Origin of the sequence: Vibrio scophthalmi (assembly GCF_040869025.1) — a bacterium.
GTDB classification, from domain to species: Bacteria; Pseudomonadota; Gammaproteobacteria; order Enterobacterales; family Vibrionaceae; genus Vibrio; species Vibrio scophthalmi.
Genome location: NZ_CP134271.1, coordinates 67,834 through 89,123 on the forward strand (window position 1 = coordinate 67,834; position 21,290 = coordinate 89,123).

The following is a 21,290-nucleotide window of genomic DNA, read 5'->3' on the forward strand; positions in this document are numbered from 1 at the left end:
AACGAAGGTGTGGATAAAAATCTAAACGTTCATTTATACTCAATTTTATAGGTTAACCACCCTTTAATAACGTCAAATTCCCGAATTAGCGGTTATTGAGACATCATTCACCTCTAATCATTAATACATTTATCTGCATGGATAAATAAATCAAAGAAGAACTAAACCGTGAGAAAAATAAACAAAATAACAGCTGCGCTTGCCAGTGTTATGTTCAGTGGCTATTTATACGCCGCTGACGCAAGTGTTACATCCGGCGTCATCAATTTTGTTCCTGGTGAAACCAAAGTACAAAATGGCGATATGGTTACTTATAATGGCGAGTGTTTCATTGCTAAAAATAACCCAGGTGTTTGGGAAACGCCGAACGCTAGCTCATGGTTTTGGGATGCTGCAGTCTGTTCTGGTGAGCCAGAGCCTGAACCGGATCCAGACCCAACACCAGATCCTGATCCGACTCCTGACCCAGATTTAGGCGATGTTATTCCTTTTGTTCCGGGTAAGACTCAAGTTAGCAATGGCGATATAGTCTCTTTTGATGGTCAGTGCTTCATTGCTCAAAACAACCCTGGCGTTTGGGAAACACCAAGTGCAAGTTCTTGGTTTTGGCAGCTAACCGAATGTTCTGACGAGCCGGGAACTGGGGAACCTGAACCAACGGAGCTATCCGTTCTTTCTCCTGTTGCAGGCCAAGTGTTAAAAACGGATCAACCTATTGCGATTAAAGCAAGTGTTGACGGCGAACTTGCAGCTAAAGTTGAGTTTTGGGTAAACAGCACCAAACTAGCTGAAAAAGCGATTGATCAAAGCCAAACGCTTTACTCGCACACTTGGACACCGAAAGACGCTGGCAATAGAGCTGTTAAAGTTCTGGTATTAGACAGCAAAAACCAAACGCTAGAACAGCAATCAGTTAATGTCACTGTAGAAGCAGATGTTAATGAAGATTTCGTCGCGCCTGTCGTTTCATTCGTAACCCCTTCTAATGGCACAACGATTAAGGTAACAGACTCTGTTGCTATTTCAGTAAACGCAACCGATGCAGACAATGACCTATCTACGCTAGTTGTGAAAGCAAACAACAAGCAAATCTGTAGCTTTGATGCAGCAACAACGGATGCATTTGCATGTAACTGGCAACCGACTCAAGCGGGTAACGTAACGCTGAAAGCGATCGCTACCGATGCACAAAACCTCTCTTCAAGCGTGAACGTAAAAATCACCGTTGAAGAAGAAGCCGTTGAGCCGCCACCCGTAACACCACCAGGTGGTTTGTGTGCTGATTTCAATGTTTACCCAGACTGGACGCAAGGTACACACGCGACTGGCGGTGACATCATGGTACACAACAATATCGCTTACTCTGCAATTTACTGGACACAGTCAATTCCAGGTAGCGATGCTTCATGGTCTCTACACCTTAACTGTGACGGTTCAGAACCAGGCACTGCACCACTGCTATCACTACCAAACCCGATGGACCCTGTTCGTCTGGAAGTTGCAGGTTGGCCAAATACTTTGGTTGTTGCAAGTCCAGCAACTATAACAGCACCTACCAACGTGACCATCGATGCAATCAACAGCGCTGATCTGGCGGATTTCGATGCGCTAACTAACAGCTTTGTGGCTGTAATTGAAGCAGCTTCTCAAGCCGGTTCAACTTCGATCATTATCAACAGCGACGTACTTGATAACGCGACGCAAGATAAAGGCCAATCTTTTGGTGCTATCTCGGTGAAAGAAGCGCTAATCAACGCGGTTGATATCACTGGTAGCCGTATTGATGTTGATGATATCAATGCACTAACCAACGATGCGAAAGGTTGGGCACAAGCGCATAACCTAATCATCACCACGCTTGCACCTGAAGCCAGTTACGGTTGGACGCTAAGCATTGGCGATTTCGCTTTTGACACGCATTCAGGCCGTCAGTCGGTATGGGATGCAGCATCGAACTACTCTGCAGAAATGCTAGACAAGTTTGAACTGTACAAAGCAGATTCAGTGACTAAAGCGGACTTCATTGCCTTCACTAAATCTAACGCTACTGATGCGTTATCAAGCGAGCAATGGCACAACGCACTAGAGTACGTAAAACAAGTTTCTGACTACGTGAAGACCCCTGTCATGCTGGCAAACATGCCAACAGAGCAAACAGCAACTTACTTCATGGGTAACACCACGAGTGAGCAAAAACTTCGCAAAGCAGCATTTAGCAACGTATTCGCGGTTCTATTCGATAAGAATGATGCAGCTCTAACGGCTAAGATTGAACGTTACCAAGATGCAAAAGTGCCACTTTACTACGTGGGTGCTGAACTGGAAAAAGGTTCACTAACTCGTATTGAAGCACTTAACCAACAGCTGGCCGATGCTGAAGACGTAATGAACAATCAAGCGTTTCTTTACGAAACTCCGCAATCACAGTGGGAACCTTCAACAGTATACAAATGGGCTGATTTCCTTGATGGCCTAAACGCAATGCACAACATTGGTGTAGCTGGTAACAAGTTCTGGCTACTCAGCGATGAAGCTGATGATCAAACTAACATTACTTATGCAAAAGTCGCGATTGCCGCGTTCCTAGCACAAAGTATGCAAGAGACTATCCGTTACAACGCGTGTGATGAGAACAACTGGTCAGAAGTGAAATACGGCGCTCCTGCGGATTACCCAATGACCGCAAGCTGTGGCCAACTTGGTCAGAAGTACGCAGATTACGGTGTAAACCCAGTTTCAGGCCTAGACTACGCTTACTCTTGCCCTCGTGATAACAAGATGGAAGTCAGCGCACTGACTCATGCTAAATGGTACGGCGCGCCAGCTCCTGTCTTTGCAGCACCTGATGCCGTACTTGAAGAACGTGGTCTATTGGTTAACGGTGCGGTGGGTCGTTGGACCAACAACGGTCACTGTAACGATGTACCAGAAAAAGTAGATACCTCTAAGCAAGTTTGGGAACGTGACGAATGTAAAACATACGTTGGCCAAAAAGCGGGTAGCTTTATTTGGGACGGCAGCAGCCAAGAAAGTGTTGAAGGTTGTGGCTGGTGGGGCCGTGGTGTAATCCAAACGACGGGTCGCCAAAACTTCGGTACGCTTAACCATTACCTAGGTCGTTCACACGTTGATCCATCAACCATTGGTCAAACCATTGATGGTGTAACTGTTGAAGCGCCACCAGCGAACCCACTGTACGCTGAGCTTGATTTCTGTTCAAACCCAGGCCTAATTTGTAGCTCTGAAGAGAACCGTGAAATTAAGTGGATTGCAGGTCTGTTCTACTGGGTAACGTCAGTACAAGCGTACAACGATGAAGGCGGTCAATACGGTGATTGGAACTACCACAACGAACTGAAAAAGTACGTGGACAGTGGCCTACAAGGCTCTCAGTTCATTGATGACGTTTCTGGTATCGTTAACCGTGGTTGTCCAGATCTAACCTGTTCAACTGGTGATGTTCACAATGTGAAAGAGCGCCGTGAGAACTTTAAGCTAGTGCTTAAACAGCTAGGTCTTAACCCGCAATAATCTCTCAGGCACTCGCCACAGAGCGATTAGCGTCAGGCTATATGCATCATGCGATTTAGCTACAGTTCTGATTTCGCTTGTGCCTCATAGCCATAAATAAAAACACCCGCTGGTGAAAACCAGCGGGTATTTTTTGTTTATTCGATGATGGAAAAGACCTGACTGATGAGTGCTAGTAACCTTTAGAGAAAGGAATGTACGTTAACCTCGCTTTGTCGGCGTCTCACCAGTCCATCGTTTGAAGGCGCGTGTAAACGCACTCGAATCTGAAAAGCCCAGTTCAAGAGCAACTTGGGTAATATTCACGTTAGCTTGATTGAGCAGATTTAAGCTTTGCTCTAAGCGGTATTTATCATACAAGCGACGAAAGCTCACCCCCTCTTGTTGTAGCTTGCGATTGAGCGTTCGGCCGCTCATATGTAATTCTTGCGCAATACTATCAAGAGTAATGTCGACCACTTCTTTGCGCTTAAACACATCGTTTACTTTACAAATGATACTGTGCTCTCGGCTTTGTGTGCTTTGCTGCTCTGCTAACACCTTTAGGTGCTCATGCAATTCAGGATCGTAACGGCGGTGGGCTTTATCGACCAATTGAGGGTTAAACAAAAAATAGCGAGCCGCGTAGCCTGATTTCACTTCGATATTAAACACTCGCTCGAGCAAAGGCGTAACATCACCAGCAATCGTAATGCGATTGATGTGAATAGGTAAACGCAGATCCGGCGCTTTGAGATAACGACGGATCAGTTTTAAAATCACGCTCAAATAGAGCCCTAAGCTCAAATGAGACATTAAGGTAATCTCATCCACGTACTCTTGAGTGATCGTCCACAATTCAAGCTCGCCATGTTCGGTCTCACGGCAAATGATTTTTAACAGTGGGTGAATATGGAATGAGTAGCGAGACAATAAATCACAAAAAGCATGCAAAGTGGGTGCAGTAAGCATGGCGAGCACAGGAGCGCCCTGCTCAAGTTCATCGAAATGGTTAGCGGTTTGGCTAAACAATTCAATCAGCTCATCACCATGGCGCTGATAAAGCTCAGCCACGGCATATTCTAACTGATACGCAGAAACAGAATCGCTACTACACAGCTGAAGATATTGCTGCTCTCCTCCCCAAATGTCAGCGCTCTCTTCTGTTCGTTGTTTTATTGCAGCATCAAGACAATTGAACCAAAAAATCGGCAGTTGGGTACTAAAATCGCTCACCATAATTACTCGCTAGATTAAACTTCCGTTGTTATCTCCTTGCTAGTGCATGAAGAACCCGAAATTGTATCTAACCGTCAGCGAAAAGGCATCGCCTTCTTCAGTAATTTGCGATAATCCCCCACATCAAATGAGCAGCGAATCAAGTAAGGCTTACTTATAAGCTTATTGTTTAGCATGAGGATGCAAACTGCGTATCGACACCCTCTTCGCTCTTATCGTTCTTATCGCACTCATCTAAAGAGTGCCTTATTTCTTCAAGCAACAAGCTTACCGCCTAGCACTAAAACTTGTAATCTAAACCAACCGAAACAACGTATTGCTCTGAAGTGTAGTAATCAATATTCGACTGAGTGGTTTTTGCGCCTACAAAAGAGACCAGCGCCCAATCTTGGTAGCCAAGAATATCGGTATATTCGTATGCGAGGAATAAGCCGTAATCTTTGTCTTTACGCGTCTGACTAAAAACTGGATTTTGCGCATCGTAATCTCGCAAAGCGGCGCTCGCCGTTAACACAAAAGCGTGCCTCTCGATCTTACGTGCATAGCTCAGTTCACCACCATAGCTAACAAACGAAAGCGCTTCACCTTTTGGGCGTGAACTGGTGACATGAATTGACGGCTGCAGTATTGCTTGCTGTTCTGGTAAGAAGTAGCGGTACCCCGTTTTTAGATAAAAATAGTTTCGCTCTCGCGTTAAGTGCACTTGCTCTTCCGGTGATAGGTCTAAGCCTTTAGTACCTGAACGCTCTTCATCCACATCTGATTCGCCTGCCGCCATATCGACACTAAAGTTCGAACCTGCAATTTGCGACAGCTGCATACGAATAACATTACCGGTTAAATCGGTTTTATTGCGCGCTTCATCAACGGCGTACGGGTCATCCCACACTTCACCCGAAATCAAGGTGGGCAGCGCTGAGATATCAAACACCATGCCACTAGCAAACTGCTGGCGGTAACCTATTTCAAACGCTAGCGAGCCGGTCACGATATCGTCTCGAGACGTCCCCATAAACAGTTGTTTATTGAGATCATCGCCAAAAGTGTATTGCAGTGACCCTAGCAGGCCCGGAGTCACGCTTACCTCACCACTGCCCTTTGAGTTTAAGTCGCCGACGCTTTGCGTTTTGTCTTGATCAATATGCAAATTACTGGTGTTGGATGTCACTGCGGTGAGCACAGTCACGTTGCCACTAAAACCCGGCTCTGGCGCTAAAGCGGCCAATGCGGGCGCCGCGGCGAATACAGAACAAAAAAGGACAGGATAAATGGTTTTCATAATCATTAACTCTTAATTCGTGGTAGTAAAACTTCTGCTGTAGCGAACGTCATTTATTAAACAAATATCGGGGCTCTTTTATTCGCCCATGGACGTGCGACTTCAAGCTGATATGCCAATTCAAATAGCAAGCGATCATTACCACGAGCCGCAGAGAAATGGCTGCCAACGGGCATGTTATCGGCCGTCCAATAGAGCGGAACCGACATCGCAGGGTTACCCGCGACATTTTCCACTGGCGTGTAAGACATCAACTTTTCTGAGCGTTTCCAGATCTCTTCTCCCGACAGTGTTTTCTGATCAAAATAGCTAATATCTTGTGGTGAATGCTGGGCGCAAGGAGTTAGCCACACATCGATGTTATTGAAGAATTCACGATTATGTTTTACCGCAAATATTTCACACTGCCCTTTGGATTCTTGGTATAGATTCGGGTTTTTCTGTAGTCGAGATTGCATAGTGCGTGCTAGATAAGTGACATTCTCACTCACTTTGTCAGGCATCGATTCTAGGGGTGCGCCCAAAGCATCAAACTGAGCGGCAAACTGTGCCATCTTATTACCAAACACACCCATGTAACTCAGCATAAATTGCTCACCATCGGCCACTGGCTGATCGACTTCAATCACAACATGGCCCAGTTGCTCGAGCAGCTTTACACTGGATTTGATCGCCGCTTGAGTCTGCTCATCAGGTAAACGTCCGTAAATATCACGCATTGTCACACCAACTCGGATCGGGCGATTTAACGGTGTGTGTACCATGCCGATCGGCGTTCTTGGATAAGCAGTATTAAAACTGTCTTTAGTGTGATTTTCAGTTACTGAGATGGCCAATGCTGTGTCTCGCACGGTGCGTGACATAAACGATTGATGCGTAAAATCTTCCATCGTTGAGCCGTTAGTCAGCCCGGTAATCAACTGCTCACGGCTTGGTTTATAACCAAAAATTCCCGTTGCGGATGCTGGCATTCTTGATGAACCACCGCCATCGGTTGAATGGACAATTGGCGTATAACCCGCCGCTACCGCAGCCGCACCGCCGCCAGTTGATGAGTGCACACCTTTACGTAAATCCCAAGGGTTACGCGTCACGCCATAAAGCGGATTTTGCGTACAACCTAATGTCATCATTTCTGGAATATTGGTCATGCCAATGGTATTCAGTCCAGCATTGTGCGCAGCTTGAATAAACCATGAGGTGTGTTCAGGTTTGCGGCCCTTATTCAAAATTGACCCTAAGGTGCTATCTAGCCCTTCAACATCCACACAGTCTTTCGCCAAAAATGGCACGCCGGCAAACGGCGAGTTAGGGTTTATTGTCTCAGCGCGTTGCAACGCGATGTCATAACATTCCGCGACGACTGCATTCACCTCACCGTTGGTTTGTTTAATTTTGTAGATCGCTTCTTGAACTAACTCTTTTGGCGTGGCTTTTTTATGTCTAACTAGCTCAGCCATCGCAGTCGCATCCAGCGGCATTTCCGGGCTTCTAAAATCGGCAGGGACACCTTGTTGCTTTGTTGACGCAGTCGAAGTCGCCGCAGCGGCGAGCGAAGCGGGAATCGTTAGAGCAGCAGCCGAAGCCGCGCCCTTGCCCATTACTTTAAAGAAATCACGACGCTTTAAGTTATTGTTCATATTTTTTCGCTCTAGGTAAGTCCAACCGACGAACATAGATTACGAAAAACTTTGCATTACGACTCGACATATAGCGACAGCTTATGAGCCAATTACGCCAACTTGACCAAAAACGTCAACTATCCACTGAAGCCAGAGACAAAAAAACCTACACGAGGTAGGTTTCAAGCGTATTTTCAGTAAATTAGCGAAGGTTCTTAGCCATCATTCCAAACTCGTTCCGCCACTTTTTTCCCCAATCGGTTTCACCGCGGTAACTACGACTTAATGGCGGTACAAAAGCTAACATCAGCATGGTGCGTTTGCGGATCAAAGCTATGGTAAAGCTCGAAGCATGGGCGATCATCGTTCTCAACGCCCGATTCAATCACCTTTCTCATCAAATCATCCCATAGCTTGGGATACTGGCTAAAATCAGTAATTTCCTGGCGCATCACCGCGTATTGCCCACCGGGAAAATCTTGCAGCTCAATGCCACTTGGCACTTGTGTATCGGCCGGAACCATTAAGCAGATATCGGTACGACACTTTTCGTTTGGCGTAATTTCTGGGTTATCGTGGTAGATGAAAATACAAGTATTGCCAGCCAAACCCTTCATGCCTGCCCATTGATATAAGCGGCCTGATGGTTCTTCATAACCAACGCCGTAAGGACCGTTAACTCGTACATACGCCAATTTTGTTGCTTCGAAGTTTTGCGTTTCCATAATGGTATTCCCTGTTGTGAGTTCAGGGCCAGTATATGAATCACACTCTTTGGGGTCGTTTCCAATCTTGCGCAGTGTGTGTCCAATCTTGCTGTTTTTCGCCAAGGTAGAAAAGGCGGTGTAATCGTCACAATCTCGAAAGGCACTCGGCGTCACACCAAAATGCTGATTAAATGCTTTGGCTAAGCTTTGTGAAGAGGAAAAACCAAATTCCAAGGCAATATTGATCACCGGTTGTTTGGATTTAAATAACGCATCGGCGGCGGCTTCAAGCCTTAATCGGCGGATAAAATCAGCCAATGTTTCCCCCTGCACCGCTTTAAAAGTACGGTGAAAGTGATACGGCGAGAGATTCGCTAGCGAAGCGACTTCTGGCAGATTCAATGGCTCGTTAAAATGTTGTTCAAGATAACGAATAACCGGCAGTAACCGCTTATGATAATCAACTCGCATCGCCCTACTCATCCTTGCTTACTCTTTATGACGCAAAGCCTACGTCATCGAAATGCATTTTCAATCATCGCACTTAAAAGTTGGGATTCAGGTTAGGTTCGCACTGGATTAAATGATATAAAAAAGCCTCCAATGGTGACCAATAGAGGCTTAAAAGAGCAGATAACACCCATATGTTAGTGCTTAAAAATATTCACATCATTGGCACTATTGGCGGTGATATCACCCGCAGGGTTAAGCAGGTGCGGCAGTATTTTCGGCAAATTTAGTTCAATGTCGTTATCGGTGACGGGATTTATCACTTCATTATACCAACCAAGTAAACCAAGTACGGCATAGCCAATTGCATCGTCGTCTTCACTGTGATCAAGGATGATTTGTAGAAAACGCAAAATCGCACGATCATTAGTTTGCGCTTGCACACGCGTGGTGTGGAAGATATCTGTCGCTTCTGCAACTAGCCCTTCAAACTCAGTTTCAATTGCGACTTTGAATGAGCCGCCATCAACAGAAATTCTCATAGTATTGTTCGCCAATTACTTATTTTATTTACCAAAAAGCATACCGCCTTTTTAGCACCCTGTCGTTAACTCGGCTCGACTAACTGTTGATCTAGATAAGGGTTCTAATTCAGCTGCTGCAATTATCGCCGTTTCTTTGTGTTTGATATCAGAGACGTTGTTTGACAAATAATAAAGTGAGTTACACTAACAAAGACTTAAAGTAATTTAGACAATGTAAGGTATCCAATGATCGCGTGGAAACAGTCACTAGCGGGATATGAATGGCTCATCCATCAAATCTGGTATCTAGAAGTGAAAGCAGGTGAAGAGATAAGCCCAAAACCTCACCTTATTCCTAATGCCCGCGCGCATCTGTTATTTACACCTGCCGAACAAAGCTATAGCTACGATAACGGTGAACAATGCTTATCTGGCCAAGGCAGTCACCTGTTAACCGCCAACGAAAACTTACTGCTACTCGACGATCATGCCCCACTCAAACGCATCGGCATTACCTTTCGCCCTGAGAGCTTGTATGTACTCAACACAAACTCAGTGTCCAACATCAACCAATGCGAGTGGTTTGATTGGTTAAGCTTGCTCTTTGATGATCAGTTCCAACAAGGGCTGTGGCAGCACACCACCAGCCAAACTCAATTGTTCCAGCATATTCACCAACATCTTGATAAGCTCCAACTGCAACCAAGCCGCAATAATGCCTATATTGTCGCGCAGAAAGCTACGGCCGCGTTAGAAGCATCGCAGCTTGAGCAAGCGCCTACTGATGCCGCAATGGATATCGAAAACCTTGCCCGTGCGGCAGCTTGCTCTCGCCGAACATTAGAACGCAGTTTTAAACAAGTGCTGGGCTTGAGTGTTAAGCAATACCTGCAAATGATGCGTTTAGAGCAGATGATCCTCGCGTTGTATCAGCAAGAACATGATGTTGATTGGACCCGCTTTTCTCAACAATTTGGTTTTAGCGATCAATCGCATTTGATTCGTACGCTCAAACAACAGCTCAAACAGACGCCATCGAAGTATCTCAAACAGCGAGATCTCACTATCGACATTTACGGTGATTTTGAATAAGTCTCTCAGGCCAACGAAACGGAAAATCAAACTTGTCGCAAATATCCAATTCCTCTCGCTTAACGTGGGCTAAGATGCGCTACAGATAACGAGGTAAACCATGTCTAATTCAAAACAAAATCAATACTCAATACTTAAACAAGGTGGCGCAATTCCTTTTACCGACACCTTAACCATTGCACTAATCCAAGCAGCTGACTTAGCCGAGATCATTGAGATGCTCAACGATGACAAAGTAAACCAATATCTGTTCTTTGCCCCAGCAGACAACAGCTTATACGAAGGATTCTTTGGCCCAATCATTGAAAACACCGCCCAAGCGATCAAAGACGGTATTTGGCCGGAAACACCGACGTTCATTATTCGCGATCAGCACGGCCGATATATGGGCATGACCGCCGTAACACCGGTGATGTTCCTACAAGGTAACTATGAGGTTGGCTACCAATTACCGGCTCATGCTTGGGGACAAGGCATTGCCACTCGCGCTTGCCAAATGATGACTGAGATTGGCTTTACTGAGCTAGAAGCGCATAAAATCAGCGCTGATTGTTACGCATCAAACACTGGTTCTTACAAGACAATGGAAAAATGCGGTTTTGTGCTTGAAGGTCGTCAGCTTGATTACTTTAAGACAGAGCAAGGCTTTGACGACAAAGTGTACTACGGCATGACCCTAAAACAGTTCTCTGTAGGGCAAAACCACTAAACTGAACCACAGTAGCGCAAAATACTCCGCCGTTTATACTTTTGTATTGGCGGCTTTTTTCTTTGGGCTTCATCCCAATTGCGTGTAGTCACTCGCAAACTTATTTAGGTAAATTATGAACTTAGCATCAACATTTAATGCCTAACTTTAGAATATATCGCTTATTTCGCAGGCAAAATTTACTTATTAAAATGATTTTCTGCTAGGTCGGATTTGTTTTACCCCCGATTATCCTTATAGAATGTACGGATTACATAAGCCGTTTTGGCTTAGCTTGTACGACTCCGAGGGTTGCATGATAGAAATCGTCATTGATGGAAAATATCGAATTGTAGAAAAGGGCCGCACCCTATTAGAAGTGGCCAAAGTGTGTGGTGTTGATATCCCTTCATTATGCGGCATGAACAAAAGCAATGAAAAAGTGCCCTGTGACTTGTGTGTGGTGGAAATAACAAACAACAACGACCAACCATCATCTGAGCAAGCAAACAACCGCTTACAACCAACTGAGCTAAAGCGCGCGTGTGAACTTGAAGTTTATCACGGCCTCAATGTTGTCACCCAATCAGAGCAATTAAGTGCTCACCGTAAACAAGCGCTCAACCGCATCATGACCGATCACTATGCCGATTGTGAGGCGCCGTGTAAAACCGCCTGCCCTGCTGGCGTCGACATCCAATCTTACCTTTACCATATCGCGCAAAACGACCATCAAAAAGCGATTGAAGTGATTAAACGCACCTTACCGATGCCGCTCTCCATCGGTCGTGTTTGCCCAGCATTCTGTGAAAGTGAATGTCGTCGCGCTTTGGTCGATGAGCCGATTGCGATTCGTCAACTTAAGCGTCACGCCGCCGATGCAGATTTAGCCGCACACGAAGCCTACACGCCAGCAAAGAAAGAAGACAAACAACATAGTATCGCGATTGTGGGTGGTGGCCCGGGTGGCTTAACCGCCGGCTATTACCTCTCGAACGAAGGCTATAAGGTCACCGTATTTGAATCGATGCCTAAAGCTGGTGGCTGGCTACGTTACGGCATTCCTGAATACCGCTTACCAAAAGACATTCTCGACAAAGAGATCGAGTTGATGTGTCGCAACGGTATGAAAATTGAGACTAATCAGAAACTTGGTCAAGATTTCACCCTGTCGCAATTGAGCCAAGAGTACGATGCCGTCTGTTTGGCGGTCGGCGCTTCGCAAGCGGTTGAAATGAATTACACCGGCAGTGATTTAGATGGCTGCTATTTAGGTGTCGACTACCTCAAAGATTATATTACTGATCAGCACTACGTCACTGGACAAAAAGTTGCAGTGATTGGCGGTGGCAATACCGCGATTGACTGTGCGCGAACTGCGCGACGTGCTGGTGCAGATACCACCTTGATTTATCGTCGTACTCGCGATGAGATGCCCGCGGAAGATTACGAAATCGTTGAAGCGGAACACGAAGGTGTAAAATTCCATTTCTTAACTAATCCAGCCGAAAACATTGCTGATGACAATGGTCGCGTTAGTGCGATTCGCCTTGAACGCATGGCGCTGGGAGAAGCCGATGCCTCTGGTCGTCGCAGCCCAAAAGCCACTGGTGAATTCTTTACTGAAGCGTTTGATACTGTCATTGCCGCCGTTTCGCAAAAGCCCGATTTGAGCTTTTTAGACAATGACTCGCTAACCATCCCACTGACGCGCTGGAATACGGCTGACGCCGATGATCTGACCATGCATACTGGCACGGGCAACATTTTTAGTATTGGTGATTTCCGTCGCGGCCCTGCCACTGCCGTTGAAGCTGTCGGCGATGGCCGAGTAGCAGCCAAAGCCATCGACCTATTTCTCAATGGCGATATGGCTGACATGCCAACACCTGCATTTAATTCGCGCAAAGAGAAGAAACTGGCTCAAGTCGATCCACTGCATTTTGAAAATATCTTAAAGGTTTCACGCTCAATCATGCCAGAGCTGACGCCAGCACAGCGTGAACAAAGCTTTGCCGAAGTGGAATTAGGATTTGATAACGAAGAAGCAATGCGTGAAGCCGCACGCTGCTTAGAGTGTGGCTGCCAAGCAAACACCGATTGCGCGCTGCGAGACTATTCTACCGAGTACCATGCTGAGCAAAACTTTGACCATTCACTTGCCGGATCTTCTATTGCACTCTCAGCGACGAGTGTCGTGGATCACCAAGATTGGCTCGACCTACGATCCAAAGATCCTCGCCACAAATACAGCGTGGACCGTAGCTCTGAATTCATTGAGTTTGATGCTAACCGATGCATTAGCTGCGGCCAGTGTATTCAGGCTTGTCGTGAAACGGCGGTACATGGCGTATTAAGCTTTATGTGCGACAAAAACGGGCGTCCAGCCTTGAGGCCAGATGATCGCCCACGTTTTGCCATCAACAACAAAGATGCGCATGGCGTTAACCATGGCTCGGCAGCCAATACGAGCTGCGACAGTTTAACCCTGATGGGAGATTCAAACTGCGTGCAATGCGGCGCATGTGTGCAGGCATGTCCAACCGGTGCAATGGTTGATAGCCGCGATCGCTCACAAGGTCGTGATGAGCACCTAAAAGCAGTAGATACTATCTGTACCTACTGTGGTGTGGGTTGCAAACTGACCATGATGGTCGATGAAGCCAGTAACCGCATTCGCTACGTCAAAGGGGGGGACTCCCCGGTGAACCAAGGCATGCTGTGCGTGAAAGGTCGTTTCGGTTTTGACTTTATTAGCAGCGAAGAGCGCTTAACCACCCCATTGATTCGTAAAGATGGTTGGCTCCAACCCGCCAGCTGGGAAGAAGCGATTCAATTGGTCGCCAACAAGTTAAGCGGTATTAAACAAGACTTTGGTAGCAATGCACTCGCGGGCTTCTCTTCGGCAAAAACCACCAACGAAGATAACTACGCATTCCAGAAGTTTATCCGTCGCGAGCTCGGCACTAACAACGTCGATCACTGCGCACGTTTATGCCACGCATCAAGTGTGACAGGCTTAGAAGCCTCACTCGGCAGCGGTGCAATGACCAATGACATCCCAAGTATCCAACACTCGGACGTGATCTTTATTATTGGCTCTGACACCACATCAGCCCACCCAATCATCGCTTCACACATTAAACAGGCGATTCGTCATCACGGTGCGCGTTTAGTGGTCGCCGATCCAAAACGAGTTGATATGGCCGATCACGCTGAGCTCTATTTAGCGCATCGCCCTGGTACGGATGTGATGCTCCTTAACGGCGTGATGCAACAAATCATCAAAAATGGCTGGTACGATCAAGAATACATCGAAGAGCGTGTAGATGGCTTTGATACCTTACTGCAAGAAGTCATGTCACCGGCCTATAGCTTGGATAAAGTCGAACTGGTTACCGGTGTTAAAGCCCAAGATATCTTTGCCATGGCGCGTATGATTGGTACAGCAGAACGAACTGCGGTCTACTACTCCATGGGCATTACTCAGCACACCACTGGGCACGACAACGTACGCTCAATCGCCAACCTGCAATTGCTGTGTGGCAACATTGGTATTGAAGGTGGTGGTATTAACCCACTACGCGGCCAATCGAACGTGCAAGGCGCGTGTGACATGGGCGCATTACCAAACTGCTACCCTGGCTATCAAAAGGTGTATAACCCAATGGTACGTCAGAAGTTTGCCATTGAATGGAATGCACCAAACTTGCCTGATGAGCATGGTTTAACGCTGACGGAAATCATCGATGCTGCTTGCCATCGTGATGTGCGTGGTTTGTACATCATGGGTGAAAACCCTGTACTGAGCGATCCTAACCAAGCGCACGTGATTGAAGGCTTGGAGGCATTGGATTTCTTAGTGGTGCAAGACATCTTCCTCACTGAAACCGCTCAATATGCTGATGTGGTGCTACCATCTTGCTCATTTGCCGAGAAGTCTGGTCACTTCACCAATACCGAGCGTCGTGTTCAGCGCGTTAACAAAGCGGTTAACGCGCCGGGTGAAGCAAAAGAAGATTGGTGGATCATTCAACAAATTGCCAATGCCATGGGTAGCGACTGGCACTATCAAAATGTCGCCAACATCACCAGTGAGATCGCTCGAGTGACGCCGCAATACGTCGGTTTGCAATGGGAAAACATCCCACCAAACGGCGTACAATGGCCAAGTAACAAGAACAACCCACATGGCACGCGCATTATGCACCAAACCCAATTTACCCGTGGTAAAGGGCAAATGGTGGGGATTCCGTTCCGCTATGCGGCAGAGCTTCCTGATGATGAGTACCCATTAGTGCTCACCACCGGGCGCGTATTGGAGCAGTTCCACACGGGAACCATGACGCGCAAAACCAAGGGGTTAGACAATCTTGCCGGGCCAAGAGCGATGATCAGCGTAGAAGATGCCGAAGCACTGGGCATTAGCAATGGCCAGCGACTCAAGGTCTCGACACGACGTGGCAGCATTGAAATTGACGCCTTTGTCACCAAGCGAATCCAAAAAGGATTAGTCTTTATCCCATTCCACTTTGTTGAATCGCCGGTCAACCGCTTAACCTCTACTGCGACCGATCCGCATGCGAAAATTCCAGAGTTCAAAGTGGCCGCGGTGCGCGTAGAAACGCTGCAGACTGAGATGGTTTAACTGGCCCCAAAGTATCCAATACCTTTAGTCACCAACAAAGGGCGAGAATGTTAAAGTAATTCTCGCCCTTTTCTTTATAAAACATCGCCTTGGACAATCCAATTAGTCGTTCTGGTTGATATAATCCATTCATAACAACAAAATCCAACCACCACTGCATTCAATGAAACACTCATGTCTATTTCAGTGGTTAAAATTATTTGCTACCGATTCCATGGAATGATTGATGACAACGCCTTATATACTGAATATCTCAAGTGAACCACATCGCCTTGAACTACAACTGCTTTCTCCTTTGCCAAACGGACGTAATGAATTGCATTGGCAACGTGATCTGGGTGAATTACAGCGTGAAAGCAACATCAGCCTAGCCGAATTTTATAACGATGATGAGTTTGTCGTCGCAACGACAACTGGACGAATTCATAAAGGTTCTATTCAGGGTGATTTGACTCTAGTGACCACTTTACCGGTAATGGGTATTCACGGCGGCAAAGGTTGGCTAGATAAAACGAAACAAGAGTTCTGGTATGCCGCTGCAGCAAAAATAGATGATGAGCAGGGCGACCGATTGTATGGTTGGAACCTAAAAAATTGGCAACTTATTGCGCAAGTTCAATTGCCAGAATATCTTGATATACAGCAACTGCATCGCCGTCGTGATGGCAGCTTTTTGTTCTATCAAGAATACAGCGACAAACTACACAAAAGAACACAAGGATTTTGGGTTATTAACCCTGTCACTGGAGAGGCTAACCATCACCTCCTCGACTCCCTCCCTGCGGCGGGAATGTATCAAACTCGCAATATGCTTGCGCTCTGTCCTGAGCGCGATATTGCCCTGCTTCCTTTCTTCGACACACTGCCATGCCAAGAAAATAAAGGGGATCTCCAACTGGGTTTTCAGTTGCAACTGGTCGATTTAAACAACTTTAATACACTGTGGATTAAAACTGTTCGTTGGTTTGGCAATGACACTGAGCAGATACTGGATGATGAAGTACGCCAAACTCTCCAAGATTATTATGCTGACGAGGAGCTCGATGATGATGACGTAGAGGATGCCCTTGAAGAATGGGTGGAAACGCTGAAAGGCATTCGCTTTAGTGATCAAGAGGATGCGTGCTGGTCGTGCTGGACTGATGGCACTTTACGTAAGCTTTATTTTAGTCCTCGCCAACAAGATTATCAGTTGATCGGCATGTCTCCCCTAGTCATGCCGACGCAAGAAAGTGAGGAGTCTGAACAACCAAATCCGCTCAATCAAGTGGCGTTTAACCAATATAATTATCACTTACAGCTGTTAAACCATCATCAATTAGCTGTCATCAACTGTGATATCAAGATTGTTGATATTGCTGAAGTTAAACCTAGCGATAACGAGCTGGCACAACAAACTGTCACCTATCAAAAAGCGAAACAAGCTGAAGTAGAGATGAGTGATGCATTCAGAATGTCCTATACCCGTGATGGCATTAACGTCATTGAAATTGACTATCTCGCCTTGCCCGAGTGCGTGTTAGAGGGGCTTCAAGAAATGCAACAACGAACCGCTTGCTTAGAAGATCACGTCAAAGGTATTCGTCTTGAGTGGCTGATTGAAGATCAAGATGGTAGCCAGCGCTCAGAAGCTGATTTTTGCGCTATGGCGATAAAACTCTCAGGTGCGGCTAACATGATGGGGCAAATAATCGAGAATTTCTGCGCTTATCCGTACGCATCCACATTAATAAGTAGTGAAAATAAAGCCGCGCTATCTGATATGGTTTTGAGTTTAGCGGCGCATAACATCCGCTATTTACCATTAGTGAACCGATATTTAAACATCATTGATATTGCTCAGTTTGGCCGCTTCCATACTCAACATACACTACCGTTAATTGATCAGTTATATGGACATAGCCTACGACATAAGTTCAAATATCATAATTTTATCAAAAGCTTACCTACAGACTTACCTGTCATCTAACCGATAAATAAGTCATCTGTAGGCCTAACGAACGCGATAAATGAATGCACTCAAGCAGTGCATTCATTTGAAGTTCAATTACATACGTTTGAGCATATTCAATGTAATCTTGGCTGAGTTATCGGCCGTCGCTTTTTTCAAATCGCTGTAAACCACTTCGGCTGAGCCATCCGCTTTATCGGAGATGGTACGAATAACCACGTAAGGAACGTTAAACGCATCCGCTACCTGCCCCAACGCAGCACCTTCCATCTCTACTGCCATGGCATTAAATTCTTTATAAATCCCGGTCACAATCTCTTTGTTAGCAATGAACTGGTCACCCGAAGCAATAATACCTTGATAGACACTCTCTTTACCTAACTCGTCTACCGCTGCATCAAACGCATATTTTTGTAGGTTTTTATCCGCGTAGAACAGGCGGTCTTCATACTCTGGCAACTCACCTTTAGGCTTGCCAAACATGGTTAAGTCGACATCGTGCTGCACAAGGCTGGTTGAGATCACAACATCAAGAGGATCAAGTTTTGGCTCGCTTGCACCCGCAATGCCGGTAAAAATCAGTTGCTCAACACCAAACGATTGAATGAGCAAGGTGGTGGTCATCGCCGCGTTGACTTTGCCTACCCCAGATTTAGTCACAATGACCTCTTTACCTTCGATTTCTCCGGTATAAAAAGTATGGCTACCAATCTGTTTTACTTGTTGATTTTCAATTTTTGGCAATAGCGCTTCTACTTCAACATCCATAGCGCCAACAATACCAATGGTTGATGCTGCCGAAGGCAATGCGCAAACAGCAAGCATTGCGGCCAATGATTTCTTAAACATACTGATCCTGAACATATAATACGCATCACCAAACTGTGATGCGGCGCGGAGTATACCTTGGCAAACGACAAAAGCAATCGTTTGCGCAAATAACCAATCTCACTGAGTAAGAATCAATTACATATCGCTTGCCACGTTTAATGACGGTCATCAATTCAGGATTGAGGATGGATAGATGATCAAAGTCTCAAACCCTACAAGCAATGCTGGAAAGCAATGTCGATATCCGCTAAATAAGCCTTCAATTAAGTTACACCTACAAAACAGATGGCTATTAACGAATCGTTAATGAACAATCACTTGCGAGATCTGATCGCCACCAGTTATTGCCTACATCGCATCCAAGGATCTGCATGCATTTTTATCAAGCAATCATAACGACTGCCGCGCTGACCAGCGCCTCTTTAACCAGCGTTAGCGCACAGGCCTCACAAAACATCTCATCTTTGATGATAGAAATCCGTCAACAAGATGGAATTAGCTTCTACTACAGTATCGCCAACGGAATGACATTAAACGGCGACGTCACGATTGTCCGAGATAACCAAGGCTACACCGTAGGCCAATTTTCCCAAGGTGTGCCCAATGGTCGCTGGCAGGTATTTCTACCTAATAACCAAAAACTGCTGGATGGGCAATATGTGCAAGGTTATCAAGATGGTCAATGGCAGTTGTTTGATAGCAGTGGCAACCTAAGTGAAAAGCAGCACTACCGTCAAGGGGTGCCCGATGGCGTTTGGGAGCAATACAATCTTCAAGGTACTATCGATCAAACAACCCTCTATAAAGAGGGGCAAAAAGTACAAGTAGAACGTTTTTTTGCCAGTGGTAAACGACAAGCAATAGAAACCTATTTGGATAATCTTCGCCACGGCGTGTGGGAAACCTACCATGAAAACGGTACGGTCGCCTTACGTCAAGAGTACGCCAACAACCATCTTTCAGGCCGTTACCTTGAGCAAAATAGCGCCGGGAAAATTATCGTTGAAGGCGAATACAATACCCAAGGCGAACGACAAGGGGCTTGGCGAAGCTTCTATGATGACGGCACTCCGAATAGTGAAATTCATTTTGAAGCTGGCATACACAACGGCAAAGCACTCTCCTACTTTCCTAGTGGACAACTTGCTCAGCAGGCAACCTATAAGAACAACCACCTGGATGGCGAATCACTACGCTATCACGAAAACGGTCACCTCTATGAAAAAGAGCACTACCAAGATGGACAGCTTGATGGTCTACAAGTTATCTATAATGCGGATCAGGTGGTTATTGCTGAGAGCAATTTCAAACTGGGCACACTGGCCGGGGAACAAAAGAGCTATTTTGACGACGGAAAGCTAAAACAACTGACCAATTACCACACCACCATACTGGCCGATAACGGTCAATATCCACTCCACGGCATTCAAGAGCAGTATGATTCTGAAGGCCGATTGGTGGAAAAAGGCAATTTCAAGCAAGGTGTTAAAGATGGTTTATTCACTCGCTATCGCCAAGGAGAAATGGAGAGTGAGGAAAACTGGCTCGCAGGTGAACGCCACGGTAAGCAAACTCGCTACTATGCGACCGATAAACTGCGCAGCATTGATCATTACGAACACGGTAAACAGACTGGTCGCTCTGAAAGCTACTTTGCCGACGGTACGCTGAAAGAGCGCGGTACGCGTCTCAATAGTGTTTGGATAGGTAAATATGAATCTTTCTATGAAACAGGCTTGCCACGTGAAGTGATTCACTATGCTTCAACGGTCGATGAGAACACCTATCGAGCGAAATTTCATGGTCATTATGCTCGCTGGTTTGGCAACGGAGACCCGAGTGAAACCGGTGAATACATTGAAGGCAAAAAAAATGGCGAATGGCTGGCGTACAATCAAGGGCTAGTCACTCGTAAACAAACCTACCTAGACGGCAAGTTAAATGGCGAATACGCCGAGTATTATAACGGCCGCCGCCGCGTGACCGGTCTCTATCAAGATAATATGAAAACCGGCGTCTGGACAGGCTATCGCTACCAAGAAAGCGATCCTACCTTTGGCACTATCGCGGAAGGCAATATTCTCCGTACCAGTGAATATGCCAACAATAAGTTACACGGAAAACGTGAGTATTTTGACTTTAAACAGATCCGTTATCGCAGTGAAAGTTACGTAAAAGGCGTTCAAACCGGACCTTACGCGGAATACTATGTCACCAATGGCCAATTAAAGCGCCAAGGTGAAATGATTAAAAATGTACAAACTGGCCTGTGGCAAGGTTGGTTTGAAGACGGCATGCAATCATTTAGTAGTGAATTATTAGCCGGCCAGCAACATGGCGAACATCGTGAGTATTACGCTAATGGTCAACTCAAACAGCACGCTCAATTTGAGAAAGGCAAACTCAACGGCCTGCTTACTCAGTATTACCAAACGGGCAAACAAGAATACCAAGAGCAATGGTTAAAAGGACAAAAAGAAGGCGAAGCGAGCTACTTTCATACCAACGGAAAACTGGCAGAAAAAGGCCGTTATCTACGTGAACGCAAAGAAGGACTTTGGCTCAGCTATTGGCCAAATGGTGAAAAACGCAGTGAAGGCAGCTACATCAGTAACCGACAATCTGGAGATTGGGTTTATTACGATCAATTCGGCAAGTTAATCAAAACCGAGCACCACTAAACGATTTTTGTGGTGGTTGAGCCGGTAATCAATGAATAAAAAGAGCTCTCATCGAGTAATGCCGATCA

12 protein-coding genes are annotated in these 21,290 nt (G+C 46.0%); 6 read left to right on the plus strand and 6 right to left on the minus strand.

All coding sequences use genetic code 11. The features are described 5' to 3' along the window. The first annotated feature begins 168 nt into the window (after positions 1-168). Positions 169-3,531, plus strand: a complete 3,363-nt coding sequence (locus tag RJD38_RS00235) for an Ig-like domain-containing protein (RefSeq protein WP_065545230.1) — start codon at positions 169-171, stop codon at positions 3,529-3,531. A 201-nt stretch (positions 3,532-3,732) separates the two neighbouring features. Here RJD38_RS00235 and RJD38_RS00240 read toward each other — a convergent pair whose 3' ends face one another. From RJD38_RS00240 to RJD38_RS00260, 5 genes are all read right to left on the minus strand, one after another. Then, a complete protein-coding gene (locus RJD38_RS00240) occupies positions 3,733-4,749 on the minus strand; it encodes a helix-turn-helix transcriptional regulator (RefSeq protein ID WP_065545229.1) in 1,017 nt (338 codons plus the stop codon). A 280-nt stretch (positions 4,750-5,029) separates the two neighbouring features. Continuing rightward, a complete protein-coding gene (locus RJD38_RS00245) occupies positions 5,030-6,028 on the minus strand; it encodes a DUF2860 domain-containing protein (RefSeq protein WP_065545228.1) in 999 nt (332 codons plus the stop codon). Positions 6,029-6,084: 56 nt separating this feature from the next. Further along, the gene (locus tag RJD38_RS00250) at positions 6,085-7,704 is read right to left on the minus strand and encodes an amidase (protein WP_065545227.1); all 1,620 of its coding nucleotides are present in this window, start codon (positions 7,702-7,704) and stop codon (positions 6,085-6,087) included. A gap of 221 nt (positions 7,705-7,925) precedes the next feature. Further along, positions 7,926-8,828 carry an AraC family transcriptional regulator gene (locus RJD38_RS00255; RefSeq protein ID WP_065430254.1) on the minus strand — a complete coding sequence of 301 codons (903 nt, stop codon included), beginning with the start codon at positions 8,826-8,828 and terminating at the stop codon, positions 7,926-7,928. A gap of 176 nt (positions 8,829-9,004) precedes the next feature. Beyond that, positions 9,005-9,349 carry a hypothetical protein gene (locus RJD38_RS00260; RefSeq protein ID WP_065430253.1) on the minus strand — a complete coding sequence of 115 codons (345 nt, stop codon included), beginning with the start codon at positions 9,347-9,349 and terminating at the stop codon, positions 9,005-9,007. A 228-nt stretch (positions 9,350-9,577) separates the two neighbouring features. Between RJD38_RS00260 and RJD38_RS00265 the strand changes: the two genes are divergently transcribed. The 4 genes from RJD38_RS00265 to RJD38_RS00280 all read left to right on the plus strand — a co-directional run bounded on the left by RJD38_RS00265 (position 9,578) and on the right by RJD38_RS00280 (position 17,728). Continuing rightward, complete coding sequence (locus RJD38_RS00265; protein ID WP_065430252.1) at positions 9,578-10,423, plus strand: helix-turn-helix domain-containing protein; 846 nt, start codon at positions 9,578-9,580, stop codon at positions 10,421-10,423. A 100-nt stretch (positions 10,424-10,523) separates the two neighbouring features. Further along, positions 10,524-11,132 (plus strand): GNAT family N-acetyltransferase, encoded by a 609-nt coding sequence (locus RJD38_RS00270; protein WP_065430251.1) that lies wholly within the window; start codon positions 10,524-10,526, stop codon positions 11,130-11,132. 295 nt (positions 11,133-11,427) lie between these two features. Beyond that, positions 11,428-15,759, plus strand: coding sequence for a formate dehydrogenase subunit alpha (fdhF, locus tag RJD38_RS00275; protein WP_065430250.1), 4,332 nt, complete (start codon positions 11,428-11,430; stop codon positions 15,757-15,759). Positions 15,760-15,985: 226 nt separating this feature from the next. Then, positions 15,986-17,728, plus strand: a complete 1,743-nt coding sequence (locus RJD38_RS00280; RefSeq protein ID WP_065545226.1) for a hypothetical protein — start codon at positions 15,986-15,988, stop codon at positions 17,726-17,728. A 78-nt stretch (positions 17,729-17,806) separates the two neighbouring features. Here RJD38_RS00280 and RJD38_RS00285 read toward each other — a convergent pair whose 3' ends face one another. Further along, complete coding sequence (locus tag RJD38_RS00285) at positions 17,807-18,559, minus strand: 5'-methylthioadenosine/adenosylhomocysteine nucleosidase (protein WP_065430248.1); 753 nt, start codon at positions 18,557-18,559, stop codon at positions 17,807-17,809. A 353-nt stretch (positions 18,560-18,912) separates the two neighbouring features. Here RJD38_RS00285 and RJD38_RS00290 point away from each other — a divergent pair, with 353 nt between their 5' ends. Next, on the plus strand, positions 18,913-21,222 hold the full coding sequence (locus tag RJD38_RS00290; protein ID WP_065430247.1) for a toxin-antitoxin system YwqK family antitoxin: 2,310 nt from the start codon (positions 18,913-18,915) through the stop codon (positions 21,220-21,222). The last annotated feature ends 68 nt before the right edge of the window (positions 21,223-21,290 follow it).